This is a genomic window from Paenibacillus sp. LPE1-1-1.1 (assembly GCF_040676435.1).
Classification (GTDB): Bacteria; Bacillota; Bacilli; order Paenibacillales; family Paenibacillaceae; genus Pristimantibacillus.
Genome location: NZ_JBEGHY010000045.1, coordinates 411646 through 433087 on the forward strand (window position 1 = coordinate 411646; position 21442 = coordinate 433087).

Annotated in this window: 18 protein-coding genes and 1 pseudogene; 11 read left to right on the forward strand and 8 right to left on the reverse strand. The window is 47.3% G+C overall.

All coding sequences use genetic code 11. The features are described 5' to 3' along the window. Positions 1-116 precede the first annotated feature (116 nt). A complete protein-coding gene (locus MRBLPE1_RS30665) occupies positions 117-1655 on the forward strand; it encodes a bifunctional GNAT family N-acetyltransferase/carbon-nitrogen hydrolase family protein (protein ID WP_364153557.1) in 1539 nt (512 codons plus the stop codon). 7 nt (positions 1656-1662) lie between these two features. Here MRBLPE1_RS30665 and MRBLPE1_RS30670 read toward each other — a convergent pair whose 3' ends face one another. From MRBLPE1_RS30670 to MRBLPE1_RS30680, 3 genes are all read right to left on the reverse strand, one after another. Beyond that, positions 1663-2121 (reverse strand): alpha/beta fold hydrolase, encoded by a 459-nt coding sequence (locus tag MRBLPE1_RS30670; protein ID WP_364153560.1) that lies wholly within the window; start codon positions 2119-2121, stop codon positions 1663-1665. Then, positions 2105-2461 carry a hypothetical protein gene (locus MRBLPE1_RS30675; protein WP_364153563.1) on the reverse strand — a complete coding sequence of 119 codons (357 nt, stop codon included), beginning with the start codon at positions 2459-2461 and terminating at the stop codon, positions 2105-2107. Before MRBLPE1_RS30675 ends, MRBLPE1_RS30670 begins: the two co-directional genes overlap by 17 nt. A 118-nt stretch (positions 2462-2579) precedes the next feature. Next, complete coding sequence (locus tag MRBLPE1_RS30680) at positions 2580-3455, reverse strand: LysR family transcriptional regulator (protein WP_364153565.1); 876 nt, start codon at positions 3453-3455, stop codon at positions 2580-2582. A gap of 189 nt (positions 3456-3644) precedes the next feature. Between MRBLPE1_RS30680 and MRBLPE1_RS30685 the strand changes: the two are divergent. From MRBLPE1_RS30685 to MRBLPE1_RS30715, 7 genes and pseudogenes are all read left to right on the forward strand, one after another. After that, a pseudogene (locus MRBLPE1_RS30685) lies at positions 3645-3917 on the forward strand (tautomerase family protein); the annotation flags it as partial. A 75-nt stretch (positions 3918-3992) separates the two neighbouring features. Continuing rightward, positions 3993-4319, forward strand: coding sequence for a carboxymuconolactone decarboxylase family protein (locus tag MRBLPE1_RS30690; RefSeq protein WP_364153656.1), 327 nt, complete (start codon positions 3993-3995; stop codon positions 4317-4319). A gap of 154 nt (positions 4320-4473) precedes the next feature. Then, positions 4474-6312 (forward strand): UbiD family decarboxylase, encoded by a 1839-nt coding sequence (locus MRBLPE1_RS30695; protein ID WP_364153568.1) that lies wholly within the window; start codon positions 4474-4476, stop codon positions 6310-6312. 64 nt (positions 6313-6376) lie between these two features. Then, a complete protein-coding gene (locus MRBLPE1_RS30700) occupies positions 6377-7285 on the forward strand; it encodes a DMT family transporter (protein WP_364153570.1) in 909 nt (302 codons plus the stop codon). 145 nt (positions 7286-7430) lie between these two features. After that, a complete protein-coding gene (locus tag MRBLPE1_RS30705; RefSeq protein ID WP_364153573.1) occupies positions 7431-7988 on the forward strand; it encodes an eCIS core domain-containing protein in 558 nt (185 codons plus the stop codon). Then, positions 7989-8573: a YdcF family protein gene (locus tag MRBLPE1_RS30710; RefSeq protein WP_364153576.1), complete on the forward strand. Its 585-nt coding sequence runs from the start codon at positions 7989-7991 to the stop codon at positions 8571-8573. A 109-nt stretch (positions 8574-8682) separates the two neighbouring features. After that, positions 8683-9024: a DUF2642 domain-containing protein gene (locus tag MRBLPE1_RS30715; protein ID WP_364153579.1), complete on the forward strand. Its 342-nt coding sequence runs from the start codon at positions 8683-8685 to the stop codon at positions 9022-9024. Positions 9025-9118: 94 nt separating this feature from the next. Here the strand turns inward: MRBLPE1_RS30715 and MRBLPE1_RS30720 are convergent, their stop codons facing one another. From MRBLPE1_RS30720 to MRBLPE1_RS30740, 5 genes are all read right to left on the reverse strand, one after another. Then, positions 9119-10678 (reverse strand): ABC transporter substrate-binding protein, encoded by a 1560-nt coding sequence (locus tag MRBLPE1_RS30720; RefSeq protein ID WP_364153581.1) that lies wholly within the window; start codon positions 10676-10678, stop codon positions 9119-9121. 50 nt (positions 10679-10728) lie between these two features. Then, positions 10729-11619 carry a carbohydrate ABC transporter permease gene (locus MRBLPE1_RS30725; RefSeq protein WP_364153584.1) on the reverse strand — a complete coding sequence of 297 codons (891 nt, stop codon included), beginning with the start codon at positions 11617-11619 and terminating at the stop codon, positions 10729-10731. Between the two features lie 17 nt (positions 11620-11636). Further along, on the reverse strand, positions 11637-12614 hold the full coding sequence (locus MRBLPE1_RS30730; RefSeq protein WP_364153586.1) for an ABC transporter permease: 978 nt from the start codon (positions 12612-12614) through the stop codon (positions 11637-11639). 208 nt (positions 12615-12822) lie between these two features. Continuing rightward, entirely contained in the window at positions 12823-15159 is a 2337-nt protein-coding gene (locus MRBLPE1_RS30735) for a helix-turn-helix domain-containing protein (RefSeq protein ID WP_364153589.1), read from the reverse strand. A gap of 31 nt (positions 15160-15190) precedes the next feature. Next, on the reverse strand, positions 15191-17269 hold the full coding sequence (locus MRBLPE1_RS30740; protein ID WP_364153592.1) for a right-handed parallel beta-helix repeat-containing protein: 2079 nt from the start codon (positions 17267-17269) through the stop codon (positions 15191-15193). A gap of 366 nt (positions 17270-17635) precedes the next feature. On the opposite strand from MRBLPE1_RS30740, the gene MRBLPE1_RS30745 reads away from it, so the two are divergent. From MRBLPE1_RS30745 to MRBLPE1_RS30755, 3 genes are all read left to right on the forward strand, one after another. Then, positions 17636-18328, forward strand: a complete 693-nt coding sequence (locus tag MRBLPE1_RS30745) for a TerC family protein (protein ID WP_364153595.1) — start codon at positions 17636-17638, stop codon at positions 18326-18328. Between the two features lie 146 nt (positions 18329-18474). After that, a complete protein-coding gene (locus MRBLPE1_RS30750; protein WP_364153598.1) occupies positions 18475-20157 on the forward strand; it encodes a glycoside hydrolase family 2 protein in 1683 nt (560 codons plus the stop codon). Positions 20158-20464: 307 nt separating this feature from the next. Next, positions 20465-21244 carry a squalene/phytoene synthase family protein gene (locus MRBLPE1_RS30755; protein ID WP_364153658.1) on the forward strand — a complete coding sequence of 260 codons (780 nt, stop codon included), beginning with the start codon at positions 20465-20467 and terminating at the stop codon, positions 21242-21244. The last annotated feature ends 198 nt before the right edge of the window (positions 21245-21442 follow it).

Genomic DNA, 21442 nt, shown 5'->3' on the forward strand with positions numbered 1-21442 from the left:
TGAGGAAATCCAGCCTTTTCCGTTAAAGATTTACAATCCGATGACCATCCATTAATACCCGTATGAAAGTCGCCTCGTATAATGAACTCAAACTACCGCTTGAATGGGGAGAGTATATGACATCGGATCAAATTTCACAATTTGAAAAGAAGATAATTATCCGCAGCATAGGAGCAGCGGATTTTTCGAAAATTATTGCGCTGCAGCATATTTGTTTTCCGAATATGATTCCTTGGAAGATGGAGCAATTGGAAAGCCATATCCGCATTTTTCCCGAGGGGCAAATATGCGTAGAGCTCGATGGCGAGATTATCGGCTCATGTTCGAGCTTGATCGTTAATTTCGATGATTATTTAGAGCAGCATACCTATTCGGAAATTACGGATAAAGGCTATATTCGCAACCATAACCCGCATGGCGGAAGCTTATACGGCATGGAAGTTATGGTCCATCCTGATTATCGCCGCATGAAAATCGGCAGACGGCTTTATGAAGCACGCAAGCGTTTGGCTGAACAATTAAACCTCCGAGGCATTATCGTCGGAGGACGTATCCCGGGTTATCACAAATACAGCGAAAAAATGTCGCCTAGAGAGTATGCGGAAGAAGTTCTGCAGCAAAACATATACGACCCGGTGCTCACTTTTCAAATGATGAACGGTTTTACGCTCAAGCGAATTATTACGAATTATTTGCCCGACGACGAGGATTCGAAGAACTACGCCGCGCTGCTGGAATGGAACAATATCGACTATAAGCCGAGCAATAGCAAAACGCACTATAAGCTGTCCTTTCCCGTTCGAATTTGCGTCATTCAATATATGATGAAAAAAATCGATTCCTTTGAGGAGTTCGCGACCCAGTGCGAGCATTACGTCGATGTCTCGGCGGATTATAAATCGGACTTTGCCGTTTTCCCGGAAAATTTTACGATGCAGCTGCTTTCTTTCTTGGAGGAACGTTCGCCAAGCCTTGCCATACGGAAACTGACCACGTTTACCGTGCAGTATGTCGAGTTATTCTCCGAATTAGCGGTTAAGTACAACGTAAACATTATTGGAGGTTCCCATTTCGTCGAAGAAAATAACCGGATCTATAACGTCGGCCATCTATTTCGGCGCGATGGAACCATCGAGCAGCAGTATAAGCTCCATATATCACCGAATGAGCGAAAGTGGTGGGGGATAAACGGCGGCATGAAGCTGGAAGTATTCGATACGGATTGCGGCAAAATATCGATCCAGCTGAGCAGCGATATCGAGTATCCTGAAATCTCGCGAATCGTGGCAGAGGAGGGCGCGCAAATTATTTTCGTCCCTTTTTGCGCTGAGGATCGCCAAGCCTTTCTCCGTATCAAATATTGTGCGCAGGCCCGGGCGATCGAGAATCAGGTGTTTACCGTCACCGCAGGAACGGTAGGCAATCTCACGCATGTGGATAACGTCGATATTCAATACGCGCAGTCAGGGGTATATACGCCTGCCGATTTTTCGTTCCCGCGAGACGGCATTGCCGGCGAATGCAGTGAAAATACAGAAACGGTCATTATGGCCGAATTGGACATGGAAATTTTGCAGCGCCATCGCAAATCGACGGATGTACTCACCTTCCGTGACCGCCGCACGGATATTTATTCCCTTCAGATCCGATCGTAACTACGGCTTAAATCTCCGATAAAAAAAGCTCCAGCTCCGGATTGAATAAATGGGGGGCATCTGCATTTGCGCAGTGCCCCGCCTCTTGCAAAATGACCAAATGAGCTTCTATTTCTCGCTTTTGCAGCTCAACGGCTGCTTCTTTAATGATGGGAAGATCATGTTCGCCAACGATGATCAGCATGGGATAAGGCATAGGCGTTCGGCTTATCGCTTCAGGCATATCTTTTATGGTCATTTTAGAGGCTCCGACACGATTATTCCGATTGCCGTGACCAGGCAGGTCGATCGCGATGATCTGATAGTTATTTTTAAAATAAGCAAGCTGCGTTTCGAAAATCGTGTGGTCCGCAAAAGCGGGATGAAGCATCAATAGAGTATCCTTACCCTCATTTTCCAGCATGAAATAAGTCATTTGACCCTTTTCGCCCATCTGGCTTGTTTTTGTCTTAAGTAAGCTCTCCACCTAGCTCAGCCTCCAGTTCCATTGCGAATTTCTCAAACCAAGCCAGCATGCATTGGTGATAATAGAGACCCAAATCTAACGTTTTAAGCTGGTAGGCAACGACAGTAACGACATCCTCAGGGATTTCTTTCTGTTCAGCTTCAACAGAGGCAGCGCTAAATTCCTGAACAGAGATTTCTAACTGCGCAACGACAGCCCTTATAATGGCCAGACGCTCAGCCGGGGTCATAAACCCTTGCATGAGCATATCAAGTGGAATGCGCCGAGCTTCTACGTGGACAATGAGGATCGAATCACATTTAACCTGCGGGGCAAAGGATATTTTATGCTCGTTTTTCACTGCGGCGCTAAAGTAAGAGAAAGGAACGGAGAAGGCCGCCTATGAAGGCTGATAGGTACATTAAATTAAAGACCATAACTTGACGAATCGACGTCAAGTTATGGTTTTTTTATTGGACTTAATTTGTAGATAACTGTTCTTTGATCAACTGCATAAACAGTTTTTGGGAAGAGGTTGCGTATTTTTTTCTTTTGGATTGCAAGATCCCAATCGAAATGAACGGATTTTTCAGTAGGATCGGAGTAGCGACAATCCCGCTTGGCAAAGCGACGGAAGAAAGGACAACTCCGACGGAAGGAAACGATCTCACAAAAGATGGGATGGATGAGATTTGGCTGACCGTATAATAAAAGGGCTTGGAATGGAATGAGGAAAGCTCCTTCTCCAGCCGAATATGATACAAGCAGCTTGCACCGCCAACAATAAGCGGATACTCAAACAGATCGTCTAAACAAAGGGAGCTATTTTTAGCAAAAGGATGCTCTTCAGATACGACAAAGGAAATCTGTTCTTCATAAAGCGGCTCGAATTGCAAGTCAGTTAAATCGTTGGGTTCCCCGCTTATTACGAAATCCAAGTCGTTATGTGTTAAAGCATGCGATAGGGCTTCTGTATTTCCAACGATAAATTGGCAATTAATATTCGGTTTTTGGTTGCGAAAGCTTTGCAGGACAGCGGGTAAGACGGAGGATGTTAGAGGTTCAATGACACCGATCCGGAGAGTTCCTATTTCTTCTTTTTGCAAGGAGCCGGCTTTCTCTAACACATAATTCCAATGGCTAATAAGGCCATCTACTTCTTCTGCGTATATTTTTCCGGATGCCGTTAGTTCTGCATCCCAGCCCCTTTTGAATAACTTAATTCCCAATTCCTTCTCCAGCCGCTGGATCTGGTTTGTGACGGTGGACTGAGCGTAATTCAGTTTTTCTGCTGCCTTGGAGAAGGTCCCTTCTTGAATAATGGTGCGAAATGTCGTTAATTCCTTAAGGTCCATCATAGTCACTCCATTCGATAAAATGAAGATATTTATCATTTAATTCAATTATACAGATGAAGATTGGAGGTGTAAAATTCAAGTAATCAATCTCAGATTGGAGTGTTGAATCAGATGCCGTTTATACGAGTATCTTACTTGGAAGATAAATACAAAGAGAATGAACTGCAACTCATCAGCCAATGTATAATGAGGGTTTTAATAAGAAATTTCAATGTGCCGGAAAATGATTATTTCCAAGTGTTCCATGCCCATAAGCCGAGTGAATTTTTTTACAGTAAGGATTATTTAAAAGTAAGGAGGACGGATCATCTTCTGTTTATACAGATTTCTCTTGGAGCAGGAAGGAGCACGGAGCAAAAACGCGGCTTCTATAAAGGGTTAGCTGAACAGCTATTCCTCCACTGCAGGATAGACGCAGAGAATGTATTTGTCGTTCTGCTTGAGACAGAGCTCGAAGACTGGACATTTGGAAAAGGACTTGCGCAAATGATCGATGATCATCACGATGATCGAATAGAGGAAGAAAAAAGAGACATAAAGCCTAAACGAATCCTCTCAAACGCGCAGGAAACCTACGGAAAGCTTGCTCCTGCATTTGCAAAGTATACGGATAACGTACTGTTCGGCGATCTATGGAGAAGGGAAAATCTTTCTCTACGGGAACGAAGTCTCATAACCGTATCCGCTTTGGTAGCCGGAGAACATACCAACCAGCTCCCGTTTCATTTGTTGCTCGCGAAGGAAAATGGTATTTCCGAGGAAGAACTAATCGAGGTCATGACGCATCTAGCCTTTTACGCAGGCTGGCCGAAAGCTGCTTCCGCCCTTCAAGCCGCGAATGCTGTTTTTTATAAAAAATGAAGAGCATAAAACCATTCAACCACGTGTTTTTGCACGTGGTTGAATGGTTTATTGGTCGCTTTCCCTTTTTATATTATAATAGCTTGTATCGTTTATTTTTTTATCAGGGCAATGGAGCATGACTAAACATCCTTTTATAGATTGGAGCAACAAAATGATATATCGCAGTTTGGAAGAGTGCATCATTGATTTGGAGAAAAACGGGCATTTGGTGCGTATTCACGAAGAGGTTGATCCTCATCTTGAAATGGCCGCCATCCATATGAAGGTTTTTGAAGCTGGCGGTCCCGCGTTATTGTTCGAAAATGTAAAAGGATCAAAATTCCGTGCCGTTTCTAACCTTTTTGGAACGGTGGAACGCAGTAAATTCATTTTTCGGGAAACTTGGGAATCGGTTCAAGAGGTCATCGCCCTGCGCAATGATCCGATGAAAGCTTTAAAAAACCCGTTTAAACATGTTGGGGCAGGATTTGCGGCAAAAAATGCGCTGCCCTTAAAAAAATCAGACGGCATGCCGGCCGCCATGCGGGAAATCAACATCGCCGAGCTGCCCCTCATCAAGCATTGGCAGGAGGATGGAGGAGCTTTCGTCACTCTCCCGCAGGTCTATTCGGAAGATCCGGAAAAGCCGGGCATCATGAATTCCAATCTGGGCATGTATCGCGTCCAGCTTAACGGAAACGAATATGAACTGAATAAAGAGGTAGGCATCCACTATCAGATACACCGCGGCATCGGCATCCATCAGGACAAGGCAAATAAACAAGGAGCTCCGCTTAAGGTGAGCATTTTTATTGGCGGTCCTCCTGCGCATACGTTGTCGGCCGTTATGCCATTGCCGGAAGGCATGAGCGAGCTGACCTTTGCCGGTTTGCTTTCAGGCCGCCGCTTCCGCTACAGCTACGTTGACGGTTTCTGCGTGAGTCATGATGCGGATTTTGTTATTACGGGAGAGATTCATCCGGGCGAGACGAAGCCGGAGGGACCCTTCGGCGATCATTTGGGTTATTACAGCCTCACGCATCCGTTTCCGGTAATGCGAGTGCATAAAGTATATGCCAAACAAAACGCAATTTTTCCGTTTACCGTCGTTGGCCGACCGCCGCAGGAAGATACGGCGTTTGGCGCGCTGATTCATGAGTTGACCGGATCGGCAATCAAACAAGAAATTCCTGGGGTAAAAGAGGTGCATGCCGTTGATGCCGCCGGCGTACATCCGCTGTTGTTTGCTATTGGGAGCGAGCGCTATACGCCTTATCAGCAAATTAAGCAGCCGGCGGAACTGCTCACCATTGCCAATCGGATTTTAGGGACAGGGCAGCTGAGCCTGGCAAAATATTTATTCATTGCGGCAGAGGATAAGAAGCCTTTGGATACGCATCATGTCGAGGAGTTCCTAGCCTTTATCTTGGAGCGCATCGATCTGCGCAGGGATATTCATTTTCAGACCAATACGACCATCGATACCCTTGATTATTCGGGTACGGGTTTGAACACCGGAAGCAAGGTTATTTTTGCAGCGGTCGGCGACAAGAAAAGAGACCTTTGCCAAGAGGTTCCGGAGATTTTGAAAGAGATCCCAGGGTATGAGAAAGCTGCATTGGTCATGCCGGGCATCGTGGCCATACAAGGGACAGCCTTTACCGATTATTCGCAAGCGCAGGAAGAATTGAAGAGCTTTAGCATGTCCATTCAGCAGAAAGGTTCACTGCCTTCCTGCCCGCTAATCATTCTTTGCGATGACAGTGCCTTTATGAGCGCGGAATTGAACAATTTCCTTTGGGCCGCTTTCACGCGCAGCAACCCTTCGCATGATATTTACGGCATTAACAGCCAATATGAATTTAAGCATTGGGCTTGCGATAACGTTATTATTGATGCTCGGATTAAGCCGCATCAAGCGCCGCCGCTCATTCCGGATCCGGCAGTGGAAGAGAATATCAAGCGCTTATTCGTTCATGGAGCGAGCTTAAGCGGGGTTCCAACAGCGTAAGCAAGCAAGATCAGCAAGGAGATCAACAAGCCATTTGCAAACGAGACAGCAAGGGGACAGACATATGCCAAAACAAACGAAAATGCAAACGATGCTACTAATCCTATTTTTAGTCATCGTATGGGGAGTGAATTGGCCCTTATCCAAAATAGCCCTTTCCTACATGCCGCCTGTCTTATTCTCAGGTGCAAGAACGCTGCTTGGAGGCATCCTGCTGCTGGCGATCGCCATTCCGCGCTATAAAAGGCTGCAATTCAAAAAGACATGGAAGATTTATCTGATATCAGCAGCAGTGAATGTCATTTTGTATTACGGGCTTCAAACCATCGGCCTCAAATATTTGCCGGCAGGCCTATTCTCCGCCATTGTTTTTCTTCAACCGGTGCTGGTCGGCCTGTTTTCGTGGATGTGGCTCGGGGAGGCGATGAACGGGCTTAAAATTACGGGACTCGTTCTTGGTTTTACCGGTGTCGGTATAATTTGCAGCGGCGCAGGGGGGTTATCCGGCCATATTTCCGCAGCGGGAATTTTGCTTGCGCTCGGTTCGGCGCTTAGCTGGGCGTTAGGGACGATTTACGTGAAAAAAACGGGGCCAAGAGTGGACCCCATTTGGCTCGTAACCCTCCAGTTGCTGATTGGCGGTTTATTTATGACTCTTTTGGGTTCCAGCTTCGAGAGCTGGTCCGAGGTCATCTGGGCGCCGATTTTCATTTTTAGTTTAATTTTCATTTCGATATTCGTTATAGCCGTAGGCTGGTTGGTTTTTTATAAATTGATGGACTCGGGCGAAGCGAGCAAGGTAGCTTCTTTTACGTTCCTCATCCCCTTGGTCGCCATCTTGACGGGCACCCTTTTTCTAAACGAGCCATTTACGTTTTCTCTGCTCATCGGTCTTGTTTTCATTCTTCTAAGCATTTATTTTGTGAACCGACAGCCTTCCCGCGGGCGGCATAGAGCTCAGGACCGGGCTTAAGGAGCGATAGTGAAAGCGCATATTCCTCTCAGTAACGGTGCAGGTGGTTCAACATCACGTGATATCATCATTTCGCTATCTAGCATGCTGCCGGATATGATACTATGAAGCTAATATTTCTATTATTCGAGAGCAGGTGCAGGAAATGGCATCACAAAAGATAGATAAAACGACCTCTGGCAATACGGGAGCAGCGAAGTCTGCTCCTAGCAGCACAACGGCCTCCATGTCTGCCGAAGCCTCGCATACCAAACAAGCTGCGGGCATGCAGCCGGGTGCCTTACTGCAGCTGCAGAGCAAAATTGGCAATCGCGGCGTCACGCAGCTGCTCCGGTCTCAAGCGGGAGCCGGTTCCTCTCATGCGGCCCAAAGAAAAACGAATCGGACGGGAATGCCGGATCAATTGAAATCGGGGGTTGAGAACCTCTCGGGGCTCGCGATGGACGATGTTAAAGTCCATTACAACTCTGCCAAACCGTCCGAAGTAAATGCGCTTGCTTATGCGCAAGGATCGGATATCCATCTTGGCCCCGGGCAAGAGAAGCATCTGCCGCATGAGGCATGGCATATTGCCCAGCAGAAGCAAGGCCGCGTGAAGCCGACGGTTCAGATGAAGGGCGCTTCCATTAATGATGACGCAGGATTAGAGCATGAAGCGGACGTTATGGGAGCCAAGGCCATGTCCGAGCATAGAGATAAATAAATGCCTGGAAAATGGAAACGCTGGGGTTGGAGCGTTATTCTATTATGCGTGCTTTATGTGTTGTATACGGCGTATTCCATAGCGGCTTTTGCCAAAGTGAATGAGCTTTTCCGAACGGACGCGGCCATTGTTCTCGGAGCGGCTGTGATAGAGAATGAGCCGTCGCCGGTTTTGACGGAGAGAATGAACCATGCCATATGGCTGTACGACAACGGATACGTAAAAAAAATCATCGTTACAGGCGGAATGGGTGACGGAGACTCTTTATCCGAGGCAGAGGTTTCGAAGCGCTATGCCATGCGGCATGGGGTAAGGGAAGAAGATGTTTTTCTCGAGGGAAAATCAAAAATTACGGAACAAAATTTACAAAATGCTTATACAATTTCCAGGGAAAAACAAATTTCAACGGTTACCATTGTAAGCGATCCGCTCCATATGAAGCGTGCCCTCCGGATGGCTGAAGATTTGGGCATGGATGCGTATTCCTCGCCAACCCAAACATCGGCATACAGAAGCTGGCGCACAAAGCTGCCTTTTCTTTTAAGAGAAGTATTTTTCTATTTCGGATATCAAGTCCAAGCATAACCCCAAGCCGGTAACGCCTTCGTGAATGGAATTACGGGAGTCCATATGTATAGATAGATGCTTCCGAGCATACATATTACGGATTCTAAAGCGATAAGGGGTGATGCACTTGAATTCGAATATCGAGGCCAGCAAGGCGCAAAATTACCAGAATCCGATTGTGCAGCCGGGATGCGTGGATCAAGCGAAAGCCGTGCATTCTCCAATATACGCGATAGCGGGCATTCCCCAGCCATCGGAATATGTCACGCATTTGGATCCTGTTTTTATCCAGCATATAAGCAGGCACCAAGGGCAGAGACTTTGCTTGATGACGACAGTAGGGAGAATCGAGGGAATACTTGCAGGCGTAGCTGTCGATCACATTCAAATCAACATGGAGGACCGGTCTTTGCATATTCGTATCGCGCAAATCGTGTATTTTGAAGGTGCGCTTGCGTCTTACTTGTAAAATCAGAATTGTAACCAGGGATGAAATAGACGGGGAAGAAGCGCTGCGGGGAGTTTGGACTCCTGCAGCGCTTCTTTTTTCTAATCCATATCTATTATTTTACCAGGCCTTTATCCTGCTTGAATTTTTCCCACTGTGTTTCGGTTTCCTGTTGAATCTTTTCTTGGCCGGAAGCAATCAGCTTTTCCTTGTATTTCGGAAGCTCTTTGGCAGGATCCACCGAACCGGATTCCAGCGCGACTTGATACTCGTTGTTAACCGCAGTTATGTTAGCGATCTCGGCTTTAATGGACTCTTCGTTTACGCCGAAGCCGCTCGTAGCAGGGACGATGGCGCTGTCATTAAGCGCGATCGTTCTCTCCCATGTATCTGCAGCCTGGCCTGGTTTAAGAAAGGCGTTGAACTGATTGCCGAATACCCAGTCGCCGTTTGGCGCATAACCCGAATCTTTGATCGGTTCGATATTTTTGTCATCTACCTTGTTGTAATGCTTGCCTTCGATACCGTTGCAAATCAGGTTATAAAGGTAACTGTCCGTATTGAGCAGGTTGATCAGCATCAATGTGCGCTCCGGATTTTTTGAGCCTTTATTGATGACATGCATAGCTCCGGCAATTCCCGTAAAGTAGCTGTCGGAAATTGGAACGTATACAACCTCATTGCCTCCGTTGACTGCCATTTCACCAACTTCTCCGCCGGGCTTGGATGTGAATTCTAGCGAAACGGCTACATTTCCTTTACTCTTCAAATCATTGATGTTCTGGATAATCGGAGCATCCTCGTTAATATAGCCGGCTTGGTACCAACGACGCATATTATCGTAATAGGCTTTTTTCTCATCGAGTATTTGCAGGCCGCTAATATATTTGAGTGAGGCATCGTCCTTCGCATAGCTTAGCGGAAGCCCCTCGCCTACTTTGGTCCGATCCGTGAACAAGCCCCATGAATTTTGGGCAAGACCGAGCGGAATAATGTCCGGTTCGCTCTCTTTAAGCGTTTTCAAGAATGGTTCGATATCTTTATACGATTGAATGGTGCTGACGTCGAGATTGTATTTATCGATAAAACGCTTCTGAATCGCTAAGCTTTTTGTTTTGGCGGCAACCTGATAGATCGGGAAGCCGTATACCTTTCCGTCGACAGCCAGCATATCCGGCCAAAATTTATCCGGTATATTAGCACGGGCCTCGGGAGCATATTTGCTGATCATATCGTCCGTAATTTCAAGATAAGCGCCTCTGTCGATATAAGGCTGATAGTTGCCGAGCCAGCCCTTCGAGCTCCACGCCAAGTCAAAATCTTCGCCTGCCGCAAGCATGGCGTTCAGCTTAGGCTCGTATTCGTCGAAAGTAAGCGGCTTGAGATCAACCGTTGCATTGATTTTCTCTTTGAGGTATTTGTTGATTTCGTCGTTGACAAGCTGTTGGTCGGGACCTGGATTAGCGGACACGGGATAGATAAAGGTGAGCTTAACCTCTGGAAGAGCAGGTTCTTCGGTGGCCGCAGATTCCGGGGTTTTCTCGGCCGCATTGCTGGGCTCATCGGAATTTTCCGGAGCTTGGTTATTTCCGTTGTTTGAGCACGCAGCGATCATCGCGAAGCAGAGAATAAGCGCAAAGCATTTGACTATCATGGCTGCTTTTGTTTTTTTCACGTTTGAACCCTCCAGTTAATTGTTTTTATATATGGCACAATAGTCGTTCCTTAACCTTTCAAGGAACCTACTGTAATACCCTTCACGAAATACTTCTGAAAGAAAGGAAATATAATGAGCATTGGTCCGCCGGCAAGAATGGCCATCGCCATCCGGACGGATAAGGTCGGAAAATTCGCATAGGCCAGCTTATCGGCTACCTGAGCCAGCGGAGAATTTGCCAAAAACTCAATTTGCGACAGAATGCGAACGAGCAGCAATTGAAGCGGGATATATTTGTCATTGTCGATGAACAGCAGGGCATAGAACCATTCATTCCAATAGCCAAAAGAGATGAACAGGCCGAGCGTTGCAAGAGCAGGAGTCGACAGCGGCAAAATAATCCGGAAAAAAATTCGGAATTCCTTTGCCCCGTCAACCTTTGCCGATTCAATGATTTCTTTGCCGATTTTGTCCAGGAAACCCTTCATAATCATAATATTGAAGGGGCTAAGCAGCGTCGGGATAATTAATGCGAGCAGGGAATTTTTCAAATGCAAGTACTGCGTCATCATGATATAGAACGGAATGAGTCCGCCGTTAAACAGCATGGTGAAGAAAATATAAAAGGTAATCGGCCTGTTGTAGCGGAAGTCCATCCGGGAAATCGGGTAAGCGGTCATGGCCGTCAGCAGTAGCGATAACACCGTGCCGACTATCGTGATGAGAATGGTGACTAGATACCCTTTGATCAATGGATCAGGCTTTTGAAATACGATTCGATAAGCCTCCATGCTCCATTCCTGGGGCAGGAACTGATAGCCGTTTTGCACGAGGCTGTTCTCAGAGGTCAACGAAATAATAACGACGAGTACGAACGGAAGGGCGATCATCAGGCACAGGATAGCAAGAAAGACGTTGATCAGTCCGTTCATAAGGTTAAAGCTTTTGGGATTTGGCATAAATTATTCCTCCATTTTTAAAACAGCGCATTATCCTTATCCGTTCTGCGCACAAGATAATTGGCGGATACGACCGTAATTAATCCGACCACGGATTGCAGGAAGCCGACAGCCGCCGCAGAATTTAAGTCTCCTAGCTTAGTCAGGGCGCGATAAACGTAGGTGTCGATGATATCCGTCGTTGGGAAGTTCGGCCCTACATTGTTGGGCACAAAATAATGCAAGCCGAAGTCGCCGCGGAAAATATTGCCCAGTCCTAAGATGAAAAGGATAATGACGAGCGGTTTAAGCAGCGGCAGCGTAATGCGCCACATCATCTGGATGCGGGAAGCGCCGTCGAGTCTTGCCGCCTCGTAATAATCCGTGCTGATGCCGGTAATCCCCGCATAGTAGACGAGGGTGGAAAAACCGATCCCTTTCCACAGCGCCACGAGCGGCAGAATGAATATCCAAGGCGCGGTTTCTAAATACCATTTATGTGGCTCGAAGCCTAGCCAGCCGATTATCGTATTGAGGTAGCCGCCTTTATGGTCGAGAAAGGCGTTCGTAATGTAGCCGACAAGCACAAACGAAATAAAGTAAGGCAAAAACATCGTGGTTTGATAAATCTTGATGAGTTTTCCGCTCAGCTCATTGAGAAGAAGAGCTAGCAGCAGGGCGGCGACGGTTCCGAGAACAATGTAAGAAATATTGTAGAGCAGGGTGTTGCGGATAATGCGGACGGCATCCTGCGCTTTGAACAGAAATTCAAAGTTATCGAAGCCGATCCATTTGCTGCCGAAGATGCCTTGGTCATACCTGAAATACTTGAAGGCCAGTATCAGCCCGATCATAGGGATGTAGGCGATGACAAACTTGAAAAGTATGCCCGGCATGGCAAGCAGCAGAAGCTCACGGTTTTTTTTCAAATGCTTCCATTCTTTGCTCAGCCATCCCGGCTTGCGCTGCCGGCTTGGGGCCTTTAAGCCCGGAGCTGCGGGTTCTGTTTTGGGCACTTGCGATCTCCTCCATCTGAAGCGTTCTTGTTCTGATGCCATCATGCCATGCAGATCCGGCGGCGGATAGAATAGGTTTTGCGAATTACTGTATTTTGCGGGTGTAAAATATTCGATTTTGTGAATATTCGTAGATATAGCGGCAAAGTTAAAAGCCCTTCGCCCACTGGAAGCAGTGAACGAAGGGCTTTTATTGGAATGATATGCCTTAAGAGATCGATTTTTTCATGCGGTATTCTTTCGGCGTACTGCCGACCTTGCCTTTGAATAAACGGAAAAAATAGCTTTGGTTCGCATATCCGCATTTATCCATGATTTCTGTAATCGTGTAGTTGTTCTGCTCCAGAAGCGCCTGGGCATGACTCAAGCGCACCTCGTTGATATATTCGGTAATCGACATTTTGTAATTCTCTTTGAAGAGCTTGCCGATATAGGCGGAGGACAGCTTGACGCTCATGGCGATGGATTGCTGGCTTAGATTAATATCGGCAAACTTCTGTTCAATCAGTTCTTTGACCGTCTCCAGCATCATTTCGTTCCGTTCCATATTGGAAGGGCGCTGGCCCTCGCAGATTTTGGCGCAAAGCGAAAGGAGGGAGAGATACATTTCCTCCAGCGACTCCTTCTCTTGGGCAATCTGATGAATATTGTCGAGATCGACGGAAAAGGTGACGATCCGGTTATCATGGATTTCGCTTACCGCATTCTTAATCACCCAGGCAAGATTGGACACCGCTCTAATCATGTCGTCATACTGCATGCCGGCGATGAGGGAAAAGGCCTTCTCCAGCTCGTTGCCGGCATTCGTCAGCTGTCCCTTCTTGAGCGCTTCGGTAAGCTTCTTGTCGATAACGTCAGGAAGCGAAACCTGCTTGTTCATCAGATTTCCCTTGATATCCTCTGATGTCAGGATCGCCTTGCGTCCCTTCACGATCATATACTGGCTCAGCCGCAGCGCCTGCGTGTAAGCCGACGATAAGTAGGAAAACTGGGAGATGATATCGCTGATGCCGCATGAAAGCGAGATTTTGTAATAGCGTTCGATCGTTTCCTGAATCTCTCGAAGCAGTTGTTTGACTTGTTGGAAAAGCATAGCCGGGTCGCTAACGCTCCGTGACAAAATAAGCACGGTATGATCGCCTCTGATTTCTACGGCTTCACATGGGAAATGCTTGCCCATTATTTCTTGGGCAATGTTAACTATGGCAAAGTTATAGAGCTTCTTGGAAGCTCCGGTCATGCTGTTATCGAAGTCCGCGAAGTTGTCTATCTTCATCACGCAGACAAGGAGCTGGTCCTTGACGGAGATGTTGAGCTCATGTTTCTCGATAAGATGCCGCATGTCATGATCCGAGAAGAGCTGGCTATCCGATAAAAACCTGCGAATGTAATATTTGCTTACGATTTGCTCGGAGCTTATCTCATTAAGCTTATCGGACAGCTTCATGTAATTATCGCTCATCAGGCGAAGCTCATCTTTAGAGCTGGAGCCGTCTTGTCTCTCGTCTGGAAGATGGGGACGAATTCGCTTGAGCATCATTTCTATCGGATTATACAGCTTATAAGACAGCCCTACCGACAATCCGATTGCAAGGAGCAGGAACAGTCCCGACAGCAGCAGCGACTGATTGCGTGTCTTCGTCACTGCGCCCATCAGCTTATCGTATGACTGGATGTAGAGGATGGTCCAAGCACCGAGACCGTCATCCATATAGGTAAGCATTTCTTTTTCTCCGGCAAGCGTACCGATGAAGAAGCCGGCCGAATGGTTTTCTTCGATTTTGTGAGCCTGAACCAGCTCTTTGATGCGGACTTGGTCTTGCTCATTTGTTAAGGATGCGTTCGGATCGGAGGATAAAAGCGTTCCGTCCTGCGTTTGGATATAAATCTCGCCTTGGTCGCGGTCGCTCGCCACATTCATTTTCTTAAGGCTCTCGAAAACCCAATCGGATTTGATGAACAAAATGATGGCGGATTGATTGTTTGTAAAGGGTTTCAGGGAGTCGGTTACAATAAACGCAAAGGTGTCGATTCCGCCGTCATTCTGCTCAAGGCTCATTGGTATGAGGCGGTTCGTCGGCTGCGGCTGTTCAGAATCCAGCAGGATGCTTCTAATCCGTTGATCGGTTGCCCCGTCGTCAAGCAGGAGGCTGCTGCTTGTGCCGTAAAGTTTGGATTGCGATTTGTTATAAACGACCATGGAGTGGAGAAAGGATGAGCTTTCCATTATGTTGGACATCTGGCGGTGTCCGCGGATCAAATCCATTTTTGGCAGGTCATCATTGAACATGAGCGGGATTAGAAAATGATCGCGGTAAACAAAGCTCGACAGCCTTGTAACGATATCGTTCATATAGGAAAGATTGTACTGAATTTGCGAGAGCACCTTCAGATTAGACTCCTCTTGGATGCTTTTAACCGATTTTTCAAGAATGTACGTATTGGATACCGATGAGGCAACAAGCACAACCACCATGGCCGCCATGATGGAGAACATGACTCGCTGCAAATATTTTTTGGATTTGTAAAATCCGAATACCTTCATCCGATCCAGGCCCCCCGTATCAAGATTCTGTTTACTTCGGACCGATCTTCTCGAATTCGATATCGGTCCAGCCTAACCGATATGCAGGAGACTCGGGGCGCAGACGATAGTCGGCTTCCTCGGGGCGAATGAACTGAGGTTCCCCGATAACCGTTTCTTCATCGTATTTTCCCTGTGCAAGCGTTCGCCACTGCTCCCACGCATATTCCTCTCGTCCGAGTGTGTCCTTTTGGTTTGAACGGAGCGGCAGACAGCCGGCTATTTCACAAGGTTTGCCGTTGTTCCAATAGAGGTTGCGGTCAGCGGCAGCGAACCGCTCGTCGCTATAATTAACAAAATAGTATAAATATCCTGAATTGTAAACGATATTGCAGGCAATATCGATAAGTTTGTTTTCTTCGCCGGCCATCTCCTGCGAGCCGATTGCGGAGATCGCATCGGGATTAGAAACCAGCAGATTGTTTTTTATCCGGTTGCCGATGCCCTTTGAGAAAATAAGCATCCAAAGCTTGCCTTGGCCTGTGCTGTAAAGGCTGCTGATGACGTTATTGGTTACGGTGAAATCATCGGCTGCATCATCCAAATAAATGCCGAACCCAAAGGAGAAATGAATGCCGCTGTCATGCAGGTAGTTGTTATGAAGGATATTGCCTCTTCCTGAGCCCCAGGCTTCGATCAATCCGCCGTCCTGGCTGTCCGTCATGACCCTGGAAATATCGTTATACGCAATAAAGTTGTTTTTGCTGTGGAGGAAGTCCCAATGGTTTTCCCAGGTGACGGGAAATCCGTACAGCTCAGCCGGCATCGCTTTATGCCGAAGTCCCTTCATGGAAATGCCGTACCTTGGCATATTGGCAATCAAGTTGTTCGTGATATGGTTATGGCCGCTCTGATAGAGCAGGATGCCGCAGCCGTGTCCGACGAGCTCGCCGCCAGCCTCGATCCGGTTGTTCGTAATCGTATGATAGCCGTTTGTAAAGGAAGCATCAGGACTAGTAAATGGACCCGTGCCTGGCGCGAACCCGTTTAAGCTGATGCCAATGTAACCGAAATGGCGGATATCGTTACCGTCTAATGTTATGTTTTTGGAATAGCGGTCCAGATAAATTCCGCAGCTTCCGGCTTGCGTTAGCCTGCAGGAGGAAATTTGAATATGCTCGGCATGGTTGATATACACGAGGCCCTCGCGGTGTGCCGCTTGCTCAACGTTATCATCCATCATTCGATATTCGCGAAAAAAATCGGTACATGAAAAGGTCAGTCCGGAGAAGCATAGGTTTTGAACCGGCTCCTCGGCACTCTTCCCGTTAATTTCAAGCAGCCGCTGAACCGAGGGAGCGAGAATGGTCTGCTCATTTGGATCCGTCACGCCGTCCGGAACGAAGTAATAGAGCATATTTGAAGCCGAATCGAGATGGAATTGCCCGGGTGCTTGAAGGAAATCAAGCGAGCCTTGGATATAATAGCGGGAGCCGGCTCCAATCGGCCATGTGGCTGGATTTTCAAAAAGTAATTGCTGTTCCGTTTTGTCTATAGAGGCGACAGGCTTCGTCTCGGAGAACCAATTCCATTCTCCTTCCCCAGGCCAGACAAACACCTGGGTTTCCGAATAATCGTAATGGTCAGGCAGGTGATCGGGATGATATCGGATGCCTTGCCTATTGGTCTTCTCATCATGCTGGCCATAAGGCATTTCGGTTTCAAAATAACCGGCGGCAGGCAGCCGAGCTTGATGGACTCGTTTACCGTCGGCATAAAGCGTGTGAAAGGGAAGGGAAAGGCTGCCGTCCAGCCGGGTACGCCAGATGCTGCCTTTATACGGCGTCCAGCCGGTCAGCTTCCTGCCGCCCGCGATTACCGCTTCTTCGCCGGGGAAGCTCGAATATTGAATAGGGAAGCCTTTTACTCCGGAATCTCTTTCATCGAAAGACAGCGTGTAATCAAGCTCATACAGCCCGCCTCGGATATACACCGCAAGATCATGGTTGATTCTATTCTTCAATTGTTCGCGCACTTCTTTCTGCGCCCTGCTGATTGTAAGAAAGGGATCGTCCAAGCTTCCCTGCGCATGGTCGTTTCCGTTTGCCGCTACATAATAAACCGTAGTCATCCTAAAAGACCCCCTAGTAAGAACTGTACATTATAGTTATAAAACCGAAGCCGCATCCGTTGCAAGGGCTTTCAAATAAAGTACACTTAATCGTTTTTTTCACAGTAGACGCTTCATCCGCAACATGATAACTTACGAGGGCGAATGGCTGGGCGGCAAATGGGAAAGGGGAAGGCGGCCGTTTTTTTTGCAGCAAAGCGGTGCATTGCCGTTTGATTCAGAAATCGTATGAAGTGGAGATGACAAGCATATTAATATAAAGAAAATAGTTGGAGCATCCGTCGTTCCGTTAGATTAGCGCAAGACATTCCAAACAAGCAGTTGCCAGCCGTTTTAAGATAATCGTAAAAGAAAGAGGGAAGGGCCTTGGATATTTTAACGGTAGATTTTTGGTCGATCCTGCTGTCTATTATTTTCATTGATTTAATTCTTGCCGGCGACAATGCGATCGTCATCGGCATGGCTGCCAGACGATTGCCGAAGGAACAGCAAAAACAAGCGGTCTTACTCGGAACGGCAGGAGCTGTCTTGATTAGAATAGCGGCGACCGTGCTTGTCGTTTGGATCCTCAAGGTGCCGTGGCTGCTTGCTGTCGGAGGCGTGCTGCTTTTGTGGATCGCCTTTAAGCTTCTTGTGCAAGAGGATGAGCATGGAGATATTAAAGCCGGAAATACCATATGGGCCTCGGTTCGAACGATTGTTATTGCCGATGCCGCAATGGGGTTGGACAATGTCATAGCGGTAGCAGGGGCAGCTCAGGGCCACTTTTCGTTAATCGTCATTGGCTTGCTCATCAGTATCCCGATTGTTGTATGGGGGAGCACGTTATTCATAAAGCTGATCACGCATTTCCCTTGGATCATATATGCCGGATCCGGCGTGCTTGCGTATACGGCGGCAAAAATGATTACGCATGAGCCGCAAATTAAGCACTGGTTTGAAGGGAATACGCTGCTCACATGGTCGTTTATTGCCTTAATGATCCTGACGGTCATGAGCGCCGGCTTCTGGAATAACGCTTTAAAGAGAAAAGAAGAGCAATCCCGTGCTCTTCAGTAAGAATCAAACGGAATAGATGAAAAAGAGCTGAACAATCAGGTTGTTGATCTGATTGTTCAGCTTTTTTATTTGGCTCTCTCAGGAATGGGAGCTATAATAAATAGATTGAGGCTAGGAGATTCCAGAAACGAAGAGGAGGATAACGCATGACTAGATTGTTTCAGACGAATGAGCTTCGGAAGGTACAGTCGCTTGACGGCAGCTGGGATTTCACTGCGGTTGCCGAGGAAAAAGAACTGAAGCTGGAACAGCTGGATTACAGGTATAAGCTGACTGTTCCAGGCTGCTGGGAGATGCATCCCGATTTTCTCACCTATAGAGGCAGAGGGGCATATCGTAAACGGATCACAATCAAGGACAAAACCTCGCTTCGCTTCGTGTTTAAAGGGGTGAGCCATACCGCACGCGTGTTTTTTGACGGTGTGCTGTTGACTGAGCATTATAACGCATATACGGCATTCGATGCGATCGCTAGAGATGTGGAGCCGGGAGAGCATGAGCTAGTCGTGGTAGCAGACAACAGTTTTGGCGAGTTTTCAGCCCTTCATATTCCCAATGATTATTATACATACGGCGGTATTAACCGCTCTGTCGCAATGGAGGAAATTAAGGATCTGTATTTGGAGCGTATCGCTTTTACCCCGATTTGGGAAAATGGCGGATGGAAGGCCCATATCCAAGCGATCGTTCGACAACGATATACCGAAGAGCAGAATTATCGGATTAGCTTCGAGCTCTGCGGCAAGTCCTTTGAGCTGGGCGAACCTCGTGCTAATGCAGATGGAACGACCTGCTTGAGCGGCATCTTTGTTTTTCCGGAAGCCGAGGCGTGGTCGCCCGAAAAGCCTGTTTTGTATGCGCTTAAAGCAGTATTGTCGGTTGGCGATGCGTTGATCGATGATCTAATCGAACGGGTCGGCTTTCGCGTTGTGACGACCGAAGCCGGAAAAATACAGCTTAATGGCAAGGATATTGTGATGAAAGGGGTTAATCGCCACGAGGATCACCCGATGGTCGGATCTGCGATTCCGCTTCAGTTAATGGCGGTTGACGCCGATTTAATCTCGAATATGGGCTGCAACTCGGTACGGACAAGCCACTATCCGAATGACGAGCTGTTTCTTGATCTGTGTGACGAGCGAGGCATACTGGTGTGGGAAGAAAACCATGCGAGAGGCCTTAGCTTGGAGAAGATGCAAAATCCTAATTTCCGTTGGCAGTGCGAGCAGGTAAATCGCGAGATGGTGGAGCAGCATCATAACCATCCCTCGATTGTGATTTGGGCTATTTTAAATGAATGCGCCAGCAATACCTTGGAAGGCAGGGAAATGTACAAGGAGCAGCTTGAACAAATCCGGGCGCTGGACGCAAGCCGTCCGCTGACCTTCGCGTCCCACCATAGAGAAAACGAGCTTTGCTTCGATTTGGCGGATATCGTCTCCTTTAATTTATATCCCGGCTGGTACGGGGATGAGGATCCGGGCGAGCTTTGCGATCTGGCGCGAGGCTGGGCCGATGCAGGCGGCGGATTAGGGAAACCGATGATCATGAGCGAATTTGGCGGGGACGGATACTACGGCCATCGCGATGCAAGCAGAGTCCGCGGCACAGAGGAGCGGCAAGCGGATATTATCGAAGCCAATTTGTCAGCCTATACGAAGAGATCGTTTCTATCGGGCATGTTCATCTGGCAGTATTGCGATTGCAGGGTAACCGAAGGAACGGACTGGCTGATTACCAGAGCGGGCACTCAAAACAGCAAGGGAATTGTCGACCGTTATCGGCGACCGAAGCTCGCATATGCGACGGTTCAGAAATATTTTAAATAAAGGATCCAATAGGCGAGAACAATCGGCCGCGTACATGGTACGCGGCTTTTTTATGTTTGTTTTACGATGACGTATTTCGTTTAAAGAAATTAAAGGGATTTGAATCGTGAGAATTGAATAAATATCCCAATAGCCTCCAATATTATGAGGAACAAGTCAATCACTCCCCAAAAACTTACAGGCAGCAGGGAGGAAATCGCAGTAACCGTGCACATCTAAATACATGTATGGTATGATAATAAGAACAATTAAAACAAGCTAAAAGTAAAGCTGCCATAATGAAGGAGTTTTTATTTTGAATGATGCGATGATCATGTTAAAGAAAACAAGCCGTACTTTTTATATCCCCATCAGCCGGTTGAAAGCAGGTTTAAAAGAGGCGGTCGCATCCGCTTATTTATGCATGAGAGCGATTGATGAGATCGAGGATCATGAGACGCTGTCAGATGAATTAAAAGTGCAGCTCTTGCTTGGCGTCCATGAAGCTTTCCAATCCGCTGACGTGATCGCTGAATCACAGAAGTTGCTCGCTCCTTACCAAGATGTGCTCCCGGATGTTACGATGCAGATTCATGAATGGGCGCAGCTATGTCCGCCAACCGTCAATGATGTCGTTTACCGCCATATCGCCAAGATGTCCAAGCAAATGGCAGACTGGGTTTATGTGAGCTGGAATATCAGAACGGAAGAGGATCTTGACCGCTATACATACAGCGTCGCCGGCATGGTGGGAGAAATGCTTTCCGAGATTTGGTTTTGGTTCGATGGCACAAAATCGGATCAACAAAAAGCCATTGCTTTTGGCAGAGGCTTGCAAGCCGTAAATATTCTTCGCAATCGCGACGAGGATTTATCGCGAGGCGTGGATTTCTTTCCTGACGGCTGGGGAGCGAAGGAAATGATCAAATACACGCGCCGCAATTTGAAGATAGCCGATTCTTACATTTTAGATTTAAAGGGCGGACCAGCTTTGGATTTCTGCAAAATCCCTCTCACGCTGGCGCATGCAACCGTTAACTTAATCGCGGCTGGCGGCAACAAGCTAACGAGAGATGCCGTGATGAAACTTGTAAGCAGCATAAATTAAAGCGAACCAAACCATATAAAAAGCAGGGCTCACGTGAACTGCACCCCAATTGTTAGACACCATCTAACAATTGGAGGTGCAGTTTTTTTGTCAAAATTCAATTTAGCATTGAAGAAAGAAGCTATTCATCAATATCTGTCAGGAAATAAAGGGGTTAAAAGCATTGCGAGATCCTTAGGAATCAATCATGAAGTTTTG

Excerpts from the sequence above, each read along its gene's own strand:
- MRBLPE1_RS30665 (WP_364153557.1), top strand. The coding sequence starts at position 117 with ATGACATCGGATCAAATTTCACAATTTGAAAAGAAGATAATTATCCGC.
- MRBLPE1_RS30680 (WP_364153565.1), bottom strand. The coding sequence starts at position 3,455 with ATGGACCTTAAGGAATTAACGACATTTCGCACCATTATTCAAGAAGGG.
- MRBLPE1_RS30695 (WP_364153568.1), top strand. The coding sequence starts at position 4,474 with ATGATATATCGCAGTTTGGAAGAGTGCATCATTGATTTGGAGAAAAAC.
- MRBLPE1_RS30700 (WP_364153570.1), top strand. The coding sequence starts at position 6,377 with ATGCCAAAACAAACGAAAATGCAAACGATGCTACTAATCCTATTTTTA.
- MRBLPE1_RS30705 (WP_364153573.1), top strand. The coding sequence starts at position 7,431 with ATGGCATCACAAAAGATAGATAAAACGACCTCTGGCAATACGGGAGCA.
- MRBLPE1_RS30710 (WP_364153576.1), top strand. The coding sequence starts at position 7,989 with ATGCCTGGAAAATGGAAACGCTGGGGTTGGAGCGTTATTCTATTATGC.
- MRBLPE1_RS30725 (WP_364153584.1), bottom strand. The coding sequence starts at position 11,619 with ATGCCAAATCCCAAAAGCTTTAACCTTATGAACGGACTGATCAACGTC.
- MRBLPE1_RS30735 (WP_364153589.1), bottom strand. The coding sequence starts at position 15,159 with ATGAAGGTATTCGGATTTTACAAATCCAAAAAATATTTGCAGCGAGTC.
- MRBLPE1_RS30740 (WP_364153592.1), bottom strand. The coding sequence starts at position 17,269 with ATGACTACGGTTTATTATGTAGCGGCAAACGGAAACGACCATGCGCAG.
- MRBLPE1_RS30750 (WP_364153598.1), top strand. The coding sequence starts at position 18,475 with ATGACTAGATTGTTTCAGACGAATGAGCTTCGGAAGGTACAGTCGCTT.
- MRBLPE1_RS30755 (WP_364153658.1), top strand. The coding sequence starts at position 20,465 with ATGATCATGTTAAAGAAAACAAGCCGTACTTTTTATATCCCCATCAGC.